We start from the raw sequence: 16,759 nt of genomic DNA on the forward strand, positions 1-16,759 counted from the left end.
GGAGTAAGTTTATGTTCATACTACTTTCCGTTGCAATAGCCCCTGCTTTAGCACTATTAAGTTATTTTTACTTGCGTAAAGAAATTTCTGCAGAACCCTCCAGATTATTGTTACATACATTTATTTATGGCGCTATATTAACATTTCCAATTTTATTTATCCAACATGTTTTTCAAGAGGAACAGATTTTTTCTTCTTTATTTTTACATCAAGCTATTGTAACGAGTGCACTTGAAGAGTTTTTCAAATGGCTAGTTCTTATTGTTGCTATCTACAAACATGTGGAATTCGATGATCCTTATGACGGTATTTTATACGGGGCAAGTGTCGCGCTAGGTTTTGCGACCGTTGAAAATATTTTGTACCTAGTGAATTTTGGTATGGAGGCTGCCTTTTTACGGGCCATTCTTCCGGTATCCAGTCATGCCCTTTTCGGTGTTTTGATGGGGTATTATATCGGAAGAGCAAAGTTTGCAACCTTATCAAAATCTCGTTATGAAATATTTTATGCATTAATCGCACCACTAGCGTTGCATACTATTTATAATAGTATTTTAGGCATTTCAGGCTTGGAGCTTTTATTGATGGTACCATTTATGCTGTTTTTGTGGCTATTAAGTTTATCCAAAGTGAAGAAAGCTCATGTTTTGTCTCGCAGAAAACGATACGCGGATCATGAATATTATGTTGAAGAAAAAGTCTAGCTAATTGCTAGATTTTTTTTGTATATTTTAACACATCTTACTCCATGCTAAGAAAAAAGGAGAGATGTCGTTTGAAACAAATAAAATACATCCTGATTAGTTTGCTATTTTGTACGGTTAGTTATTCCTTAATCTATGAGCAACCAACAACCCAGGCTTTCTCTGCTCAAGTATTAGAACGAGGTGCTTATGGAGACGACGTTATCGAACTCCAAGCTAGGCTACAGTATATAGGATTTTATAAGAGTGAGATAGATGGCAAATTTGGCTATAGCACCTACTGGGCCCTGAGAAATTTCCAGGAAAAATATGGTCTGCCAATTGATGGTCTGCTAGGTGAAAACACGAAGAAAAAATTAGTGAGTGTTTCTGAATTTGATAAAAAATTTGTTCACGAGCAGATTAATAAAGGAAATAGCTTTACGTATTATGGTGGAGTCGATTTAGATAAACAGGTAAAAAACAAAAAAGAAGAGAGCACCAATATGCAGCTTCCACCCCAATATTCGGAAAAAGATTTGAAATTGATTGCAAATGCTGTATATGGTGAAGCACGTGGTGAGCCTTATGAAGGGCAAGTTGCTGTAGCAGCGGTAATTTTAAACCGTATTGAACATGCCGACTTTCCAAATACCGTTTCTGAAGTAATTTTTCAGCCTTTAGCTTTTACAGCAGTGGCAGATGGACAAATTTGGCTAGAACCAAATGAACGGGCAAAGGAAGCAGTGTTAGACGCACTGAATGGGTGGGATCCAACCGAAAACGCAATTTATTACTTCAATCCAGATACTGCGACAAGCAAATGGATTTGGTCAAGACCACAAATTAAAAAAATCGGACAGCATATTTTCTGTGCATAAGGAGATAAAATGAAAAAAATTATATGGGTAATCGTATCTTCCGTTGCAGTTATTTTCCTTATGTATCATTTCTCTGTTCAATCTCAAAACAAACGTTTAGAAAATGCTTTAGCTGTGCAATACTCCAATCAATTGACCTCGGCTTCAGAAAAGCTAACAAAGTTATCAGAGTCCGTCGATCAGACCATGCTATTTACAGATAAGAAAGCACTAGAACAGCCATTAGATGATGTATGGAGAATTTCTTCGGATATTAGAAATTCTATCAGTTCATTGCCAATTAGTACTGAAACATCCGCAGTATGGATGAATTACTTAAACCGATTAGGCAATGGTGCTGTACAAGTGAAAAATGGCAAGGTTCCAATTGAGGAATGGCAAAAGAACATGGCAGGTGCAAGAGAAAATTTACTAGCACTTTCAGACCAGTGGGCATTTACGAACAGGGACGGTGGAAGCAAAGATTACATCGTAAAAACCTTTGTTCAAAATAAATTAGATCAAAGTGGTGAAAAAAATTGGAAATCACTTGGTAACTCTGCAAAGGCATATACGGAGAGCGACTTTCCAATGACTGCTAGTGAAACCGATCAGCAAAAGAAGAAAGACCTTCAGCATATTAAAGATGCCGAAATAACGGTGGATGAAGCTAAACAACGATTTGTTGAAATGTTTCCCGAATTTAAAGATGCAAAGATTCACATAACCGAAAGTTCGAAGGATGCACCTTATCCGTTTTATCATATTGAATTCCATAAAGGTATTCGAATAGGGTACGCAGACTTAACGAAAAAAGGTGGACATATCCTATCTTTTCTATTGGAGAGACCTTTTGAAAAGACAACTATAAACGTCCAGCAAATGAAAGACAAATCCGCTGAATATATAAAAACATTAGGTTTTACAGACACGGAAATGGTAGAATTTCGAGAAAACTCAATCGCCTGGCATTTAGCCTTTGCTAGAAAAGACAAAAATAACGATGCATTGATTTATGCGGATGGCATCCAATTAAAAATTGCAAAGGATAATGGGGAATTGCTCGGTTTAAATGCAATGGAATACATTCAGAAAGAAAAAATTGATAAGCAAGAACTAGTGCCAATAAATAAAGGGGAGCTTTTTTCAAGCAACTTTACTATTGAGGAAGAGCGTTTAGCATACGTAGAAAATAAACAACTTCAACAACGTTTGGCCTATCAAATTTTAGCTAGAAATGATTCAATTGGCACATATAAAATTTATATCGATACCGAAAACCACGAAATTTTACATGCAGAAAAGCTTCCATAAAACTTTTTTCTGTAGAAAAATAATCCATTCAGTGTCATAATAATAACTATATTATGACATTGAAGAGGGTTGCGTATGAAAATCAAACTAGGTACACAATTAACGTTAGAGCCAACCTTTACGGATAAAACAGAAAAGTATCGATGTAAAGTGGTAGATTTAGACGATCGATTTATTTATATCGATTACCCCATGGATACACTATCCAACCGAACCGTATTTTTAATGGACGGTATGCAGCTAAGAGCGACGTTTGTAGAAGAAACAAAGGCTGTTTATGCCTTTCAGACAGAGGTATTAGGAAAAATATCAAAACAAATACCGGTGGTTAAGCTTGCACTTCCAGCGGAATCCGAATTTTTGCGTATTCAACGAAGAGATTTTGTACGGGTTAGTACTTCTGTAGATATTTCGGTTCAATTTGAGGAAGAAAGATACCAATTTGTGACGGATGATATTAGTGCCGGCGGAACAGCTGTTATTTTAAATAAGGACGTTAACTTTAAAGCTGGAGACGAAGTAACATTATTAATCCCATTATTATTTAACAATGGGGATATTAAATATGTCACGACGCTAGCACAAGTAATTAGAATTTTTGAAAAAGGATCTCTGACTATTGCTTCTTTACAGTTTACGGACACCGATGATTTAGATAAGCAGCAAATAGTTCGATTTTGTTTTGAACGTCAACTATTAATTCGTAAAAAAACATTGAGTTAATATTATTTTATAATAACTTACACGAATTTTTTGTTCTGTTATAAAAAGTTGATTCAGTTGATCGGAGCGTCAGGCGGAGACTCCAGCGGGAACAGCACGAGCGAGAGGCTCTAGCCGTGCCCGCGGAAAGCGTCCGCCTAGAGTGGAAATCAGCGTTTATGTAATTGTTATATGAAGTGGATTGAGTTAATTAAAAAAAAGAGGCTGCTCAAAGTATAACTTTGGGTAGCCTCTTATAATTGAAAGCAACTTTTTGAAAAGTTATCATTTTGAAAACTGACTTTTTTCCTCATTGGTAGGGTTATATGATAAAATGTTAAGGAATAGAGTGGAGGCAAATAGATTGAAAAAACAAATACAAATAGCCATTGATGGCCCAGCTGCAGCAGGAAAAAGTACGATTGCCAAAAAGACCGCAGAATTATTAGGATATACATATGTTGATACAGGTGCGATGTATCGAGCAATTACGTATAAAGCACTGCAACAAAACATAGATTTGCAAGATGAACATAAATTAACGAACTTATTAAAGGAAACCTCTATTGAATTAAAACCTTCTCCAGATGGGCAATTAGTATTTTTAGATAATGTGGCTGTAACTGAAGAAATTCGTTCAAAAGAAGTGACAGCATCAGTTTCAGCGGTAGCTGCACATGCCACATTGCGTGAAGAGATGGTTAAAAGACAAATGGAAATGGGTAGAAACGGAAGTATCGTTATGGATGGTAGAGATATAGGTACGCATGTATTAAAAAATGCTGAGCTGAAAATTTTTATGAGTGCCAGTGTGGAAGAAAGAGCGAATAGAAGATATTTAGATAACCAAAATAGAGGAATCGAAACGAATTTAGAGGAATTGAAGCAAGAGATTGCTCTTAGAGACAAACTAGATAGTGAACGAGAAGCTTCTCCATTAATACAGGCAGACGATGCAATTTATATTGATACGACATACTTAACGGTTGAAGAAGTATCGGAAAAAATTATGCAGCTTGCAAAAGAAAGGATGTCTTAAGTTGAATTTATATTCCTTTGCAAAAACCGTTGTATTCTCCGCGTTAAAACCAATTTATCGCTTTGATGTAATAGGTACAGAAAACTTTCCAAAAGAGGGCGGAATATTATTATGTGCCAATCATATTAATGCGTTAGATCCGCCCGTCGTTGGAATTCTTGCTCCCAGACCGGTACATTTTATGGCTAAAGCAGAATTATTTAATCTCCCATTATTAAAAGGGATTTTACCAGGTGTAAATGCTTTTCCAGTGAAAAGAGGGCTGAGCGACCGTGATGCACTTCGCACAGCTATTAAGCTTCTAAAAGATGGCGAGGTAGTTGGATTATTTCCTGAAGGGACAAGAAGTAAAGATGGTAAGCTCGGAAAAGGATTTAGTGGTGCAGGATTTTTTGCATTACGTGGAGAAGCGAATGTAGTTCCATGTGCTATCATTGGTCCATATAAACCTTTTAAAAAGTTAAAAGTTGTTTATGGTGAACCGATTGATATTGCTCCATATCGTGAGCGAAAGGCTTCTGCTGATGAGGTTACAGAAGTAATCATGGAGAAAATTTCGCAGTTATTAGAGCAGCACAAATCAAAATAGTTGGAATCTTTTCATTTTCAAAGGGCTTCCTTTTGTAATTCTGTGCCAATTCGCATAAAATAGAATAGAGACGCTGTGAAGGAGGAATATCATATGTCAGAAGAAATGAACTTAAACGACACGAATGAGTTTAAAGAGGGTGACCTAGTAAAAGCAACAGTTGCACAAGTAGATGAGAAATCTATCATCGTATCAATTGATGGAGCACCTTTTGATGGAATAGTTCCTATAAGTGAACTATCTAGCTTGCATATTGAAAAAGCATCCGACTCCGTTTCCATCGGTGACGAATTAGAATTAATGATTACAAAAGTAGAAGAAGCAAACTATGTCCTCTCTAAAAGAAGAGTGGATGCAGAAAAAGCTTGGGAGAAGCTGGAAAAGCAATTCCAATCTGGTGAAATAATTGAAACAGAAGTGAAAGAAGTGGTAAAAGGTGGCCTAGTAGTAGATCTAGGTGTCCGCGGTTTCATTCCTGCTTCGTTAATAGAGGATCATTTTGTGGAATCCTTTGAAGATTATAAAGGGAGAGTTATGACCTTTAGAATTGTTGAGTTCGAAAAAGATAAAAATAGACTAATTCTATCTCATAAAGCTGTAGTAGAAGATGAAAAGTCTGTTACAAAGCAACAAACATTTGACTCTATTAAAAGTGGGGACATCCTTACAGGCACAGTGCAACGTCTGGCTTCTTTCGGCGCATTCGTGGATATTGGTGGAGTAGATGGGCTTGTTCATATTTCGCAAATTTCGTATGAGCATTTAGACAATGTTGCAGATGTTTTATCTGAAGGGCAAGAAGTAACAGTAAAAGTTTTATCTATTGACCGTGATGCAGAAAGAATTTCTTTATCTATTAAAGATACGCTTCCTGGACCTTGGGCTGCGATTGAAGAAAAGGCTTCAAAAGGAGCAGTGCTTACTGGGAAAGTTAAACGTCTTGTTTCGTACGGTGCGTTTGTTGAAGTATTCCCTGGAGTAGAAGGGCTTGTGCATATTTCTCAAATTGCACATAAGCATATTAGTAATCCACAAGAGGTGTTAAAAGAAGGCGAAGAAGTACAAGTTAAAGTAATTGAAGTTAACAGTGCAGAAAAACGTCTGTCTTTAAGTATTAAAGAATTAGTGGAAAATGAAGATCAGTACAATATGGAAGATTATCAAATACCTGAAGAATCACGAGGATTTTCAATTAGCGATGTCCTAGGAGACAAGCTGAAAGGCTTCACTAACAATAACTAAACTATACCCTACTAAAAACAGGTGACTTCAATAAAGTCGCCTGTTTTTGTCTTTTTGTTGTATAATACAACTTAGACGAAGTTGGAAGGATGAATAAGTAATGACTAAACCAGTAGTAGCAATCGTTGGTAGGCCAAATGTTGGCAAATCGACTATATTTAATCGAATCGTAGGAGAACGTGTTTCTATCGTGGAGGATATTCCAGGTATAACACGTGATCGTATATATAGTTCTGCCGATTGGTTGACACATGAATTCAATATTATCGATACAGGTGGTATTGAACTAAGCGACGAACCATTTTTAGAACAAATCAAGCAACAAGCAGAAATTGCAATGGACGAAGCAGATGTAATTATTTTCTTGACGAATGGTCGTGAAGGAATTACAGCTGCAGACGAGTATGTTGCTAAAATTTTGTATAAAACAAAAAAACCAATTGTATTGGCTGTTAACAAAATAGATAATCCTGATATGCGTGATATGCTTTATGACTTCTACGCTTTAGGATTAGGCGAGCCTTTCCCAATCTCCGGATCACATGGGCTTGGATTAGGGGATTTACTAGATGAAGTTGCGAAGAATTTCCCTGACGTAGAGGATTTAGAATATGGTGAAGAGGTTATTAAATTTTCCCTAATTGGACGTCCAAATGTAGGGAAATCTTCTTTGATCAACGCATTTTTGGGACATGAACGTGTAATCGTTAGTGATATCGCTGGAACAACAAGAGATGCGATTGATACGGAATACTCGTTCGATGATCAAGATTACGTAATGATCGATACAGCAGGTATGCGTAAAAAAGGGAAAGTATATGAAACTACGGAGAAATACAGCGTATTACGTGCGTTGAAAGCAATTGAACGTTCGGACGTTGTTTTAGTCGTTCTGAATGCAGAAGAAGGTATTCAAGAACAAGATAAAAAAATTGCTGGCTACGCACATGAAGCTGGTAAAGCAGTAATTATTGTTATGAACAAATGGGACGCTATTGAAAAAGACGATAAAACGATGAATGTGATGACTAAGAAAATTAGAGATCACTTCCAATTTTTGGATTATGCGCCGATCGTTTTCGTGTCTGCTAAAACTAAGCAGCGTGTCCATGCACTTTTACCTGTTATTAACCAGGTAAGTGAAAATCATGCAATGCGTGTACAGTCTTCCGTATTGAATGAGGTAATCGAAGACTCAGTAGCAAGAAACCCTGCTCCAACTGATAAAGGGAAAAGACTGCGTATATACTATGCGACTCAAGTGGCTATTAAACCACCTACTTTCGTTGTATTTGTTAATGAGCCAGAAATGATGCATTTTTCTTATGAAAGATTTTTAGAAAATCGTATTAGGGAGTCCTTTGACTTTGAAGGAACTCCAATCCGGATTATCACGCGCGCAAGAACTTAATCCTATTAGTTTTAAAGGAGCGAAATAGCGATGGAAAAAGTAACTGTACTAGGTGCAGGAAGCTGGGGAACAGCCTTAGCAATGGTCCTTGCAAACAATGATCATGACTGTCTACTTTGGTCACACAGAAATGAACAAGCCACAGAAATAAATACAGAGCATACAAACAGAAAGTATTTGCCAGATACAATCTTACCAGCTAATTTAAGAGCTACTAGTGACTTTCAAAGAGCAATCAAACATGCCGATGTTATTGTGATTGCTGTTCCAACTAAAGCGATTAGAGAAGTTTGCCAAAACATGCTACCTTTCTTGGATGAAAAGAAGCTATTTGTACATGTTTCTAAAGGAATTGAACCTGATTCCCTAAAAAGAATATCTGAAATGATTGAGGATGAACTATCGAAGGATGTCATGGAAGCTATAGTCGTGTTATCCGGTCCTAGTCATGCAGAAGAGGTAGTCTTAAAGCATCCAACAACAATTACAGTGGCAAGTGAAAATATGAGTGCTGCTGAAAAGGTTCAAGATTTGTTTATGAACAAATATTTCAGGGTCTATACAAACGATGACGTTATTGGAGTAGAAATTGGAGCAGCGCTCAAAAATGTAATAGCCTTAGCTGCTGGAATTGTTGATGGGTTAGGATATGGAGATAATGCAAAAGCAGCACTTATCACTAGAGGTCTTGCAGAAATCTCTCGTCTAGGCATTAGCTTAGGTGCCCAAGCGTATACGTTCTCTGGCTTAACGGGAATGGGAGACTTGATCGTAACATGTACAAGTGTGCATTCTCGCAATTGGCGTGCCGGAAATATGTTAGGTAAGGGTGCGACACTTGAAAAGGTGTTAGATGAGATGGGCATGGTTGTGGAAGGTGTTCGGACGACAAAAGCAGCATATCAACTTGCTACTAAACAACAAGTTGACATGCCGATTACAGCAGCATTGTATTCTGTCTTATTTGAACAGGTTAATCCAAAAGAGGCTGTAGACATTCTTATGCATCGTACAAAAAAACACGAATTAGAAGATTATAAAACGTTCTAAATTTGTCACAAATGGAAAGAGTTGTTGTAAAAAACAACTCTTTTTTGACGAATAATATTTAATCATACAGAGAAAAGAAATGCTGGTCGTGACGTTCTTCACGACCAGCATTTCATAAAATAAACCAGTAATATTATTGCAACAAATCTGTCCGAAGTCTTTCGACAACGATAGAAACAGGTTTTGACCTTAAAGGGGGTACAGTGCTTTTATTTTGTGGTATACTTTTTTATTGTAGAAAGGTGTGGAAGTTGTTGTGGTGTTACTAGTATCATCAATGGATAAAATGTGGATATCATTTGGGTCTATGGGCTGTATGTTTTTAGCAATGGCTCTTATGTTTTTAGTAAAAAACAAATTAAATAACAAACCCATAAAGTTTATTTTAGGATTAATTGCATACATATTATTGTTTATAGGTTTCATTACGATGATCTATATAATAGCTAACCCAACTAGGGCTTAATAAGGAGATTCCTATGAAAAACGTTAAACTTATTGCTGTTGTCATTATGCTAACAGCTTTTTTAGCAGGCTGTGGTTATAAGAGTGGTTATGAGCCTGAAAATTTATTGCCATATGAAGATCAACTAAATGCAGTTCAAAATGCTGTGGATAGTTTTCGCGATGATTCCGGTGGACTATTGCCGATTAAAACTCGCGACCAAGAAACGGATCAATACATAAAATACCCGATTGACTTTAGTAAAATCGTTCCATCTAAACTTGGAGAGGCTCCCGCTAATTCGTTTGAAGCTGGAGGTATTTATCAATATGTATTGATGGATGTAGAAAACAATCCGACAGTTAAATTAGTGGATTTACGCATTGCAGATACACTACGAGATATTAATTATCGAAAAGGTATAAATGGATACGGACCTGTAGCAGAAACGATTGCAGAAGGTGTTTTTAAGCTTGACTTTAAAAAAATGGGATATAACAAAGAATTATCTGTACAGAGCCCTTATTCTGATACCCAATTACCGATAGTAGCTACTGGAGACGGGAAAGTCTATGTAGATTACTCTATAGAATTGAATAGAATGCTTCATGAAACTGAAGAAGAGATAAAGCCAGGAGATGATATTCGTTTTCTATTAACGGATAATTTCGCCGTAGTCCCAGCGTATTCCCTTCCCTATACAGTAAATGAAAAGAATGAACCAGTGTTTATGATAAATAAATGAGAGAATCTGTTTTTATCATTTTCGAATGACTTTGAACAGAAGTTTTGCTAAATGATTACCGTATGATTTTTTAAGGGAGGCTGGATGTGAAGTAGTCACAGCCAGCCTCCCTTTTTTCGCTAATCTTACAGCGTTTGTCTGTCCGCGGACCTCCCATAACTCTTAGAAACAGGTAATTGCATTATAGAATAACTAGAGAAAAGTTACTTTCCTACCGATAAAGGAGATGACAGTCTTAGTGTGCTACCTCGTGGTGCTTCTGCGCGTCAGCGAAGGTGATAGCTCATCGCGCACCCTGCGAAAAGCGTCCTCCTGAAACGGAAATCAATGGTATTATTTATTCTACAAAGCATTTTGAACCTAGTGTTTACTCAGCACTTTTTTATACCTATTTGTTTTTTAAAAGGACGTTTTGTGCTATATGCATGAAACGTTTTTTTTGTGCATATATTAAATTGCTAAGAAAGGAGAGTATCCATGTCGAGTAAACTGTATGAACAGATAGCAGAAAGAACGAATGGTGATGTGTATATTGGTGTAGTCGGTCCTGTCCGAGTTGGTAAATCTACTTTTGTCAAACGTGTAATGGAGTTAGTTGTAATTCCGAACATCCAAGAAGAGGCTGAGCGTTTACGTGCACAAGATGAATTGCCACAAAGTTCTCCTGGTAATGTAATTATGACAGCTGAGCCTAAATTTGTGCCTGCACACGGGACAAATATTCATTTAGGGGAAGACCAGCTTCGATTACAGATTAGATTAGTAGATTGTGTGGGGTACATGATTGATGGCATTAAAACGCATTCTGGTGAAGAAGGTCAAAAGCTTGTGCATACCCCGTGGCATAGCGAAGCAATACCTTTCGAAGAAGCAGCTAGAATCGGCACAGACAAAGTAATCAGAGATCATTCTACAATCGGGATTGTGGTTACAACAGATGGAACAGTAAATAATATCCCGCGCCTAGCTGCTGAAACTGCAGAGCAACAAATCATCACTCAATTGAAAGAGATTGGAAAGCCATTTGTTATCGTTTTAAATAGCAAAAATCCAGGTCATTTAGAAACGATCCAATTAAGTGAAGAGTTACAAAGACAACATGAAGTTCCAGTAATTGCAACTGCCGTTGATCGCATGACTGCTGAGGAAATTCAATACATACTCCAACAAGCACTCTATGAATTTCCGATCACGGATATTGAATTAGTTAAGCCAGATTGGACGGACGTATTAGAACCGGATCATTTTGTTAATAACGCCATTACTTCCTCTTTACAAGAATGGCTGCAAATCGTTTCTAAAATGAAAGACGTGAAAGAATTAGCTTCTAGATTTAAGCAGGTTCCTTTTATACAGTCGGCAGAAGTAGTCGAGGCTAACCCAGGAAGAGGATCTGCATGCATACAAATTGGCTTGAAGCCTGAAGTATTTCAAGAAGTTTGTGATGAATGGCTAGAGGAGCCGATCGAATCGAAAAAGGATTGGCTGCTATTTGTTAAAGAGGCTTCAACAGCTAAAAAGGCATACAATAAATTTTCCGAAGCATTAGAAGCAGCTAAAAAACATGGCTACGGCGTATCATTACCAACTATTCAAGATTTTCAACCGACAGCACCAGAAATTATTAAACAAAATAATTTCTATGGTGTCAGTTTAAAAGCTAAAGCCGCTTCGCTTCATATCATTCGAGTAGATATGGAAGCTGAATTTGCCCCATTAATCGGTTCTGAATTTCATAGTCAGCAACTATTAAAGGATTTAAAACATGGATATTTACACGATCGAGATGCATTATGGCAAACACAGGTTTTCGGAACTTCACTAGTGGAGGTCCTAAAGGAAAGTTTGCGATATAAAACAGAAAGTGTATCGGATGTTGCGAAGAAAAGAATGCGACAAACGATAGAAAGAATGGTTAACGAAGGTGATCGAGGGATGGTCACATTTATATTGTAAATCCAATACAGGACTTTTTGCGACTATGCAAAAAGTCCTGTTATTGCGTTAAAATGCCTTTTTTTTGAGGAAACTTAGTGAAATACGTGTAAATAGTGTTGCGAAGGTTTTTTTGTTGTGATACTCTTTTTACAGGATTGAAGCTATCTTCCTTTGAGAGGAGGTGAATGGTATGAATAAAACTGAACTAGTTAACTCTGTTGCTGAAGCTACAGAACTTTCTAAAAAAGATGCTACTAAAGCTGTTGAGGCTGTATTTGAATCAATTCAAACTGCTCTTGCAGATGGTGAAAAAGTTCAATTGATCGGTTTTGGAAACTTTGAAGTTCGTGAACGTGCTGCTCGTAAGGGACGTAACCCACAAACAGGTAAAGAAATCGACATCGCTGCTAGCAAAGTACCTGCGTTTAAACCAGGTAAAGCACTTAAAGACGCAGTTAAATAACTGATGTTGTAGTACATAGAACGGTTATTGTGGAGCTTGCTTCACGGTAGCCGTTCTTTTCAATTAGAAACTAAAAATGCTGCTATATGATAAATTTATATTAAATAAGTATTTCATATGCTAAGATGCAATTTATATAATACATAGTTTTAGGGGGTCCACAGATGACAAATGTCGATCTGAACAAGATAGAAGAAGCTGTTAAAATGATTTTAGAGGCAGTCGGAGAAGATCCAACTAGAGAAGGACTTTTAGAAACTCCTAAAAGAGTATCTAAAATGTACGCAGAAATGTTCGAAGGCTTACATCAGGATCCTAAGGAATATTTTAAAACCGTCTTTAACGAAGACCATGAAGAATTAGTATTAGTAAAGGACATCCCTTTTTACTCCATGTGTGAGCATCATTTAGTACCTTTTTATGGAAAAGCACATGTTGCATATATTCCACGTAATGGCGTGGTTACTGGTTTAAGCAAACTTGCTAGAGCGGTAGAGACAACTGCTAGACGTCCTCAGCTGCAAGAAAGAATCACTTCAAGTGTGGCAGATGATATTATGCAAATGCTTAATCCGCACGGTGTTTACGTAGTTGTGGAAGCTGAGCATATGTGTATGACGATGCGAGGTATTAAAAAACCTGGTGCAAAAACGATCACTGCTGTAGCACGCGGAATTTTAGAAACGGACGATGTTAAGCGTTCGGAAATACTTTCCTTTATAAAGATGAAGTAACACCTTTGGATGTCGGCTTTAGAATATGGTATGATGGAAAAAGACTGTGAACAAAGGAGACTATATTATGTCTGGTTCAGATTATATTTTGATAAAAGCAGAAGAAGATGGAGTTCATGTAATTGGACTTACTAGAGGAACAGATACAAAATTTCATCATTCTGAAAAACTAGATATGGGTGAAGTAATGATTGCCCAGTTTACCGAGCATACGTCAGCCATGAAAATCAGAGGAAAAGCATCTATCCATTCTGCAAATGGTATTATTCAATCTGATGCGAAAAAATAATTTTTATATAGCCTGATAAACAGATTAAGCGCGGTTGGGAAATGGAGTAAAGTGTATGAACGAAGCATTGATCAAACAACATATAAAACAGTATAAAGATGGTATTCTCAAACAAGTTCAGCAAAATACGTTGTTGAAATATACCGGGGCTCCTGTCATTGATGAAGAGCGTTTGTTTTTTACACTTTTGCCACTTTTGAATGGGGAAGAATGGGAAGATTCTCAAAGAAAGTCCGCCATTGCAGTGACGCTTATCTTTTCTGCGTTAGCTGCCCACGACTTAGTAAAAGAGTCGAATGCAACAACGAAAGCACAGCAGCTACAAGTATTAGCTGGGGATTATTATAGTGGTAAATATTATCAGCTGCTTGCAAGCGACAAACAATTAGAGTTAATCCAGCAATTGTCCGAAGGTATCGCTGCTATATCTGAGAACAAAACTAGATTTTATGATCGACAATTATATAGCTTTGATGAACTAATTCAATCGATCCAACTGATAGAATCTAAATCTATCGAACAATTTTTGGAATATTTTTCCTATCACGACTATGTATTTTTTATGAAGGAATCCCTGCTACTTATCACATTAAAAAAAGAGCTAGCAGCCTTTGAACAAGGGAAGCAACCTTTTTATATTAGTAAATCTAGTCAATTACAAGCTAATATCAATTTGCTACAAACAGAGATAGAAAAAGTGGAATCGTTACTCATAAATGAGATTAAAAACTCCGAGCTATTACAAGACCAGCTAAAAAGTATTATTTTAAACAAATTAAAAATATGCACCTTAGAAAAGCAGTTGAGAGAAGGTTAAACCATGGGAAAAACAAAAGAACAACATGTGCATGAAGTTTTTGAAAAGATATCCGATAATTATGATTCGATGAACTCGGTTATTAGTTTTCAACAGCATAAAGCATGGCGTAAAGATACGATGAATGCCATGCAAGTAAAACCCGGAAGCAAAGCATTGGACGTATGCTGTGGAACAGCAGATTGGACAATTGCACTTGCTGAGGCAACTGGACCAACTGGTGAGGTTCGTGGATTAGATTTTAGTCAAAATATGTTGAATGTTGGCTTAGAAAAAGTAAAGAATATATCTCAAATAGAGTTAATACAAGGAAACGCAATGGAATTACCTTTCGAAGATAATTCTTTTGATTATGTTACGATTGGTTTTGGCTTACGCAATGTACCAGATTATACACAAGTACTAAGTGAAATGAATCGTGTGGCTAAACCAGGCGGAATGGTTGTTTGTTTAGAAACTTCTCAACCAGATTCAAAATTATTCAATGGTTTATTTCGTTTTTATTTTCGCTACATCATGCCGATATTTGGGAAGCTTTTCGCGAAAAGCTATAAAGAATATTCATGGTTACAGGAATCTGCTAAAGAGTTTCCAAATAGAGCACAGTTATCTAAGCTGTTTGAAAAAGTGGGCTTAGTAAATGTAACGAGTAATCCTTACAGTGGTGGAGCAGCTGCTAGACATATAGGGTACAAAAAAGATATTTAAGTGAGTGAGGTTGTAACCGTGGATAAGATGAAGTTAAAGTTACTCTATTCCGATTTAAGATCGGATCTTGATATCATCGAAAAAGAATTAGCGATAGCGGTGAATTCATCATCTCACTTACTGAATGAGGCGTCTCTCCATTTACTACTAGCTGGAGGTAAACGAATTAGACCTGTTTTCGTGCTACTTGCAGCGAAATTTGGAAATTATTCAATAGACTCTATTAAAAATGTAGCTGTTACTGTTGAACTCATTCATATGGCTTCTCTCGTCCATGATGATGTAATTGACGACGCAGAAACAAGACGTGGTAGAGCAACGGTGAAGGCACAATGGAATAATCGGGTAGCGATGTATACAGGGGATTTTCTTTTTGCAAACGCTATTGAATACATAACAGATTTACAAAATACATATGCACATGAAGTGTTATCACAAACGATGGTGGAACTATGCATCGGGGAAATTATCCAAATAGAGGATAAACACTATCTCGAACAAACAGTTCGTGACTATTTACGGCGGATTAAACGCAAAACAGCCATATTAATATCTGCAAGCTGCGAATTAGGAGCTATTGCCTCCGGGGCAGATGAGAAAACAGTTAGACATTTGAAGCGGTTTGGTTATTTTGTGGGTATGTCTTTCCAAATAATTGATGACATTCTAGACCTTACTTCAACCGACGAACAATTAGGAAAACCAGCTGGATCTGATCTTGCCCAAGGAAATATTACTTTACCTGTTCTTTATGTTAAAAACGATCCTATTATCCAACCGTTGTTAAGAGAAATATTAGAAGGGTCGATTAGTAACGAAAATCGACAACTATTATTGGCGAAAATTCGCGAATCCAACGGTATTAATCTTGCTAAACGTATAAGTAATAATTATTTGGAAAAAGCGCTAAATGAAGTGAAGCAGTTACCTGCAAATTCCGCTAAGAAATCATTACAAAATATTGCGTTGTTTATGAGTAAAAGAAAATTTTAATTGGGCGTTGTTTAAAATCGACACTCGAACCTTCTAATAATTTAATTTGAAAAGAATGCATTATAATGATAATATTTGTAACGGTGGAGTATAAAGTCCATTATATATATTCGAGGAGTGTTAACTATGGAAAAAACATTTTTAATGGTAAAACCTGATGGCGTACAACGTAACTTAATCGGTGAAATCGTAGGTCGTTTTGAAGCAAAAGGATTCCAATTAGTTGGAGCAAAATTAATGCAAATCCCAACTGAGCTTGCTGAACAACATTATGGTGAGCACAAAGAACGCCCATTCTTCGGTGAATTAGTAGAATTCATCACTTCTGGACCAGTTTTCGCGATGGTTTGGGAAGGTGAAAATGTTATCTCAACTGCTCGTTTAATGATGGGTGCTACAAATCCTAAGGAATCTGCTCCTGGAACTATCCGTGGAGATTTCGCAGTAACTGTAGGGAAAAATATTATCCATGGTTCTGACGCTCCAGAAAGCGCTGAACGTGAAATCGGATTATTCTTCAAACAAGAAGAGCTAGTATCTTACCAAAAAGATGCTAACAACTGGATTAACTAATATCAAAATTGGTTGTTTATGACTTCGGTCATAAACAACCTTTTTTTGTGGCATTTTCCACTAATCCAACTTGGAGGCCGATTTTTTCAACTAAATCATTCAAATTTCCAACTACAATCTCTGTTATTCCAACTAAACTACTCAAAATTCCAACTAACGAACTT

General features: G+C 36.8%; 19 protein-coding genes. All 19 read left to right on the forward strand.

Features of this window, described 5'->3' with window-relative positions; all coding sequences use genetic code 11:
• Nucleotides 1-11 precede the first annotated feature (11 nt).
• The gene (prsW, locus tag ACIQX2_RS07215; protein WP_402847998.1) at nucleotides 12-704 is read left to right on the forward strand and encodes a glutamic-type intramembrane protease PrsW; all 693 of its coding nucleotides are present in this window, start codon (nucleotides 12-14) and stop codon (nucleotides 702-704) included.
• A gap of 44 nt (nucleotides 705-748) precedes the next feature.
• Nucleotides 749-1,564 carry a spore cortex-lytic enzyme gene (gene sleB, locus ACIQX2_RS07220; protein ID WP_402848000.1) on the forward strand — a complete coding sequence of 272 codons (816 nt, stop codon included), beginning with the start codon at nucleotides 749-751 and terminating at the stop codon, nucleotides 1,562-1,564.
• A 9-nt stretch (nucleotides 1,565-1,573) separates the two neighbouring features.
• Nucleotides 1,574-2,857 (forward strand): PepSY1/2 domain-containing protein, encoded by a 1,284-nt coding sequence (locus ACIQX2_RS07225; RefSeq protein WP_402848002.1) that lies wholly within the window; start codon nucleotides 1,574-1,576, stop codon nucleotides 2,855-2,857.
• 75 nt (nucleotides 2,858-2,932) lie between these two features.
• A complete protein-coding gene (locus tag ACIQX2_RS07230) occupies nucleotides 2,933-3,580 on the forward strand; it encodes a flagellar brake protein (RefSeq protein WP_402848004.1) in 648 nt (215 codons plus the stop codon).
• Nucleotides 3,581-3,923: 343 nt separating this feature from the next.
• Nucleotides 3,924-4,598, forward strand: coding sequence for a (d)CMP kinase (cmk, locus tag ACIQX2_RS07235; RefSeq protein ID WP_402848006.1), 675 nt, complete (start codon nucleotides 3,924-3,926; stop codon nucleotides 4,596-4,598).
• A 1-nt stretch (nucleotide 4,599) separates the two neighbouring features.
• Nucleotides 4,600-5,187 (forward strand): lysophospholipid acyltransferase family protein, encoded by a 588-nt coding sequence (locus ACIQX2_RS07240; protein WP_402848008.1) that lies wholly within the window; start codon nucleotides 4,600-4,602, stop codon nucleotides 5,185-5,187.
• Between the two features lie 93 nt (nucleotides 5,188-5,280).
• Nucleotides 5,281-6,429 carry a 30S ribosomal protein S1 gene (gene rpsA, locus ACIQX2_RS07245; protein ID WP_402848010.1) on the forward strand — a complete coding sequence of 383 codons (1,149 nt, stop codon included), beginning with the start codon at nucleotides 5,281-5,283 and terminating at the stop codon, nucleotides 6,427-6,429.
• 100 nt (nucleotides 6,430-6,529) lie between these two features.
• A complete protein-coding gene (gene der, locus ACIQX2_RS07250; protein ID WP_402848012.1) occupies nucleotides 6,530-7,840 on the forward strand; it encodes a ribosome biogenesis GTPase Der in 1,311 nt (436 codons plus the stop codon).
• A 30-nt stretch (nucleotides 7,841-7,870) separates the two neighbouring features.
• Nucleotides 7,871-8,890: an NAD(P)H-dependent glycerol-3-phosphate dehydrogenase gene (locus tag ACIQX2_RS07255; protein ID WP_402848014.1), complete on the forward strand. Its 1,020-nt coding sequence runs from the start codon at nucleotides 7,871-7,873 to the stop codon at nucleotides 8,888-8,890.
• 286 nt (nucleotides 8,891-9,176) lie between these two features.
• Nucleotides 9,177-9,356 (forward strand): DUF2768 domain-containing protein, encoded by a 180-nt coding sequence (locus ACIQX2_RS07260; protein ID WP_402849132.1) that lies wholly within the window; start codon nucleotides 9,177-9,179, stop codon nucleotides 9,354-9,356.
• A 13-nt stretch (nucleotides 9,357-9,369) separates the two neighbouring features.
• Nucleotides 9,370-10,080, forward strand: coding sequence for an LptM family lipoprotein (locus tag ACIQX2_RS07265; RefSeq protein WP_402848016.1), 711 nt, complete (start codon nucleotides 9,370-9,372; stop codon nucleotides 10,078-10,080).
• A 477-nt stretch (nucleotides 10,081-10,557) separates the two neighbouring features.
• Nucleotides 10,558-12,036, forward strand: coding sequence for a stage IV sporulation protein A (spoIVA, locus tag ACIQX2_RS07270; protein WP_402848018.1), 1,479 nt, complete (start codon nucleotides 10,558-10,560; stop codon nucleotides 12,034-12,036).
• A 172-nt stretch (nucleotides 12,037-12,208) separates the two neighbouring features.
• Nucleotides 12,209-12,481 carry an HU family DNA-binding protein gene (locus ACIQX2_RS07275; RefSeq protein WP_093060840.1) on the forward strand — a complete coding sequence of 91 codons (273 nt, stop codon included), beginning with the start codon at nucleotides 12,209-12,211 and terminating at the stop codon, nucleotides 12,479-12,481.
• A gap of 164 nt (nucleotides 12,482-12,645) precedes the next feature.
• Nucleotides 12,646-13,215 (forward strand): GTP cyclohydrolase I FolE, encoded by a 570-nt coding sequence (gene folE, locus ACIQX2_RS07280; protein ID WP_402848021.1) that lies wholly within the window; start codon nucleotides 12,646-12,648, stop codon nucleotides 13,213-13,215.
• Nucleotides 13,216-13,282: 67 nt separating this feature from the next.
• Nucleotides 13,283-13,504 carry a trp RNA-binding attenuation protein MtrB gene (mtrB, locus tag ACIQX2_RS07285; protein WP_093060842.1) on the forward strand — a complete coding sequence of 74 codons (222 nt, stop codon included), beginning with the start codon at nucleotides 13,283-13,285 and terminating at the stop codon, nucleotides 13,502-13,504.
• A gap of 55 nt (nucleotides 13,505-13,559) precedes the next feature.
• Complete coding sequence (locus ACIQX2_RS07290) at nucleotides 13,560-14,321, forward strand: heptaprenyl diphosphate synthase component 1 (RefSeq protein ID WP_402848024.1); 762 nt, start codon at nucleotides 13,560-13,562, stop codon at nucleotides 14,319-14,321.
• A gap of 3 nt (nucleotides 14,322-14,324) precedes the next feature.
• Nucleotides 14,325-15,029: a demethylmenaquinone methyltransferase gene (locus ACIQX2_RS07295; RefSeq protein ID WP_402848026.1), complete on the forward strand. Its 705-nt coding sequence runs from the start codon at nucleotides 14,325-14,327 to the stop codon at nucleotides 15,027-15,029.
• 18 nt (nucleotides 15,030-15,047) lie between these two features.
• Nucleotides 15,048-16,022, forward strand: coding sequence for a heptaprenyl diphosphate synthase component II (gene hepT, locus ACIQX2_RS07300; RefSeq protein WP_402848028.1), 975 nt, complete (start codon nucleotides 15,048-15,050; stop codon nucleotides 16,020-16,022).
• A gap of 126 nt (nucleotides 16,023-16,148) precedes the next feature.
• Nucleotides 16,149-16,595, forward strand: coding sequence for a nucleoside-diphosphate kinase (gene ndk / locus ACIQX2_RS07305; protein ID WP_402848030.1), 447 nt, complete (start codon nucleotides 16,149-16,151; stop codon nucleotides 16,593-16,595).
• Nucleotides 16,596-16,759 lie beyond the last annotated feature (164 nt).

It is taken from the genome of Psychrobacillus sp. NPDC096623 (assembly GCF_044762655.1).
GTDB lineage: Bacteria > Bacillota > Bacilli > Bacillales_A > Planococcaceae > Psychrobacillus.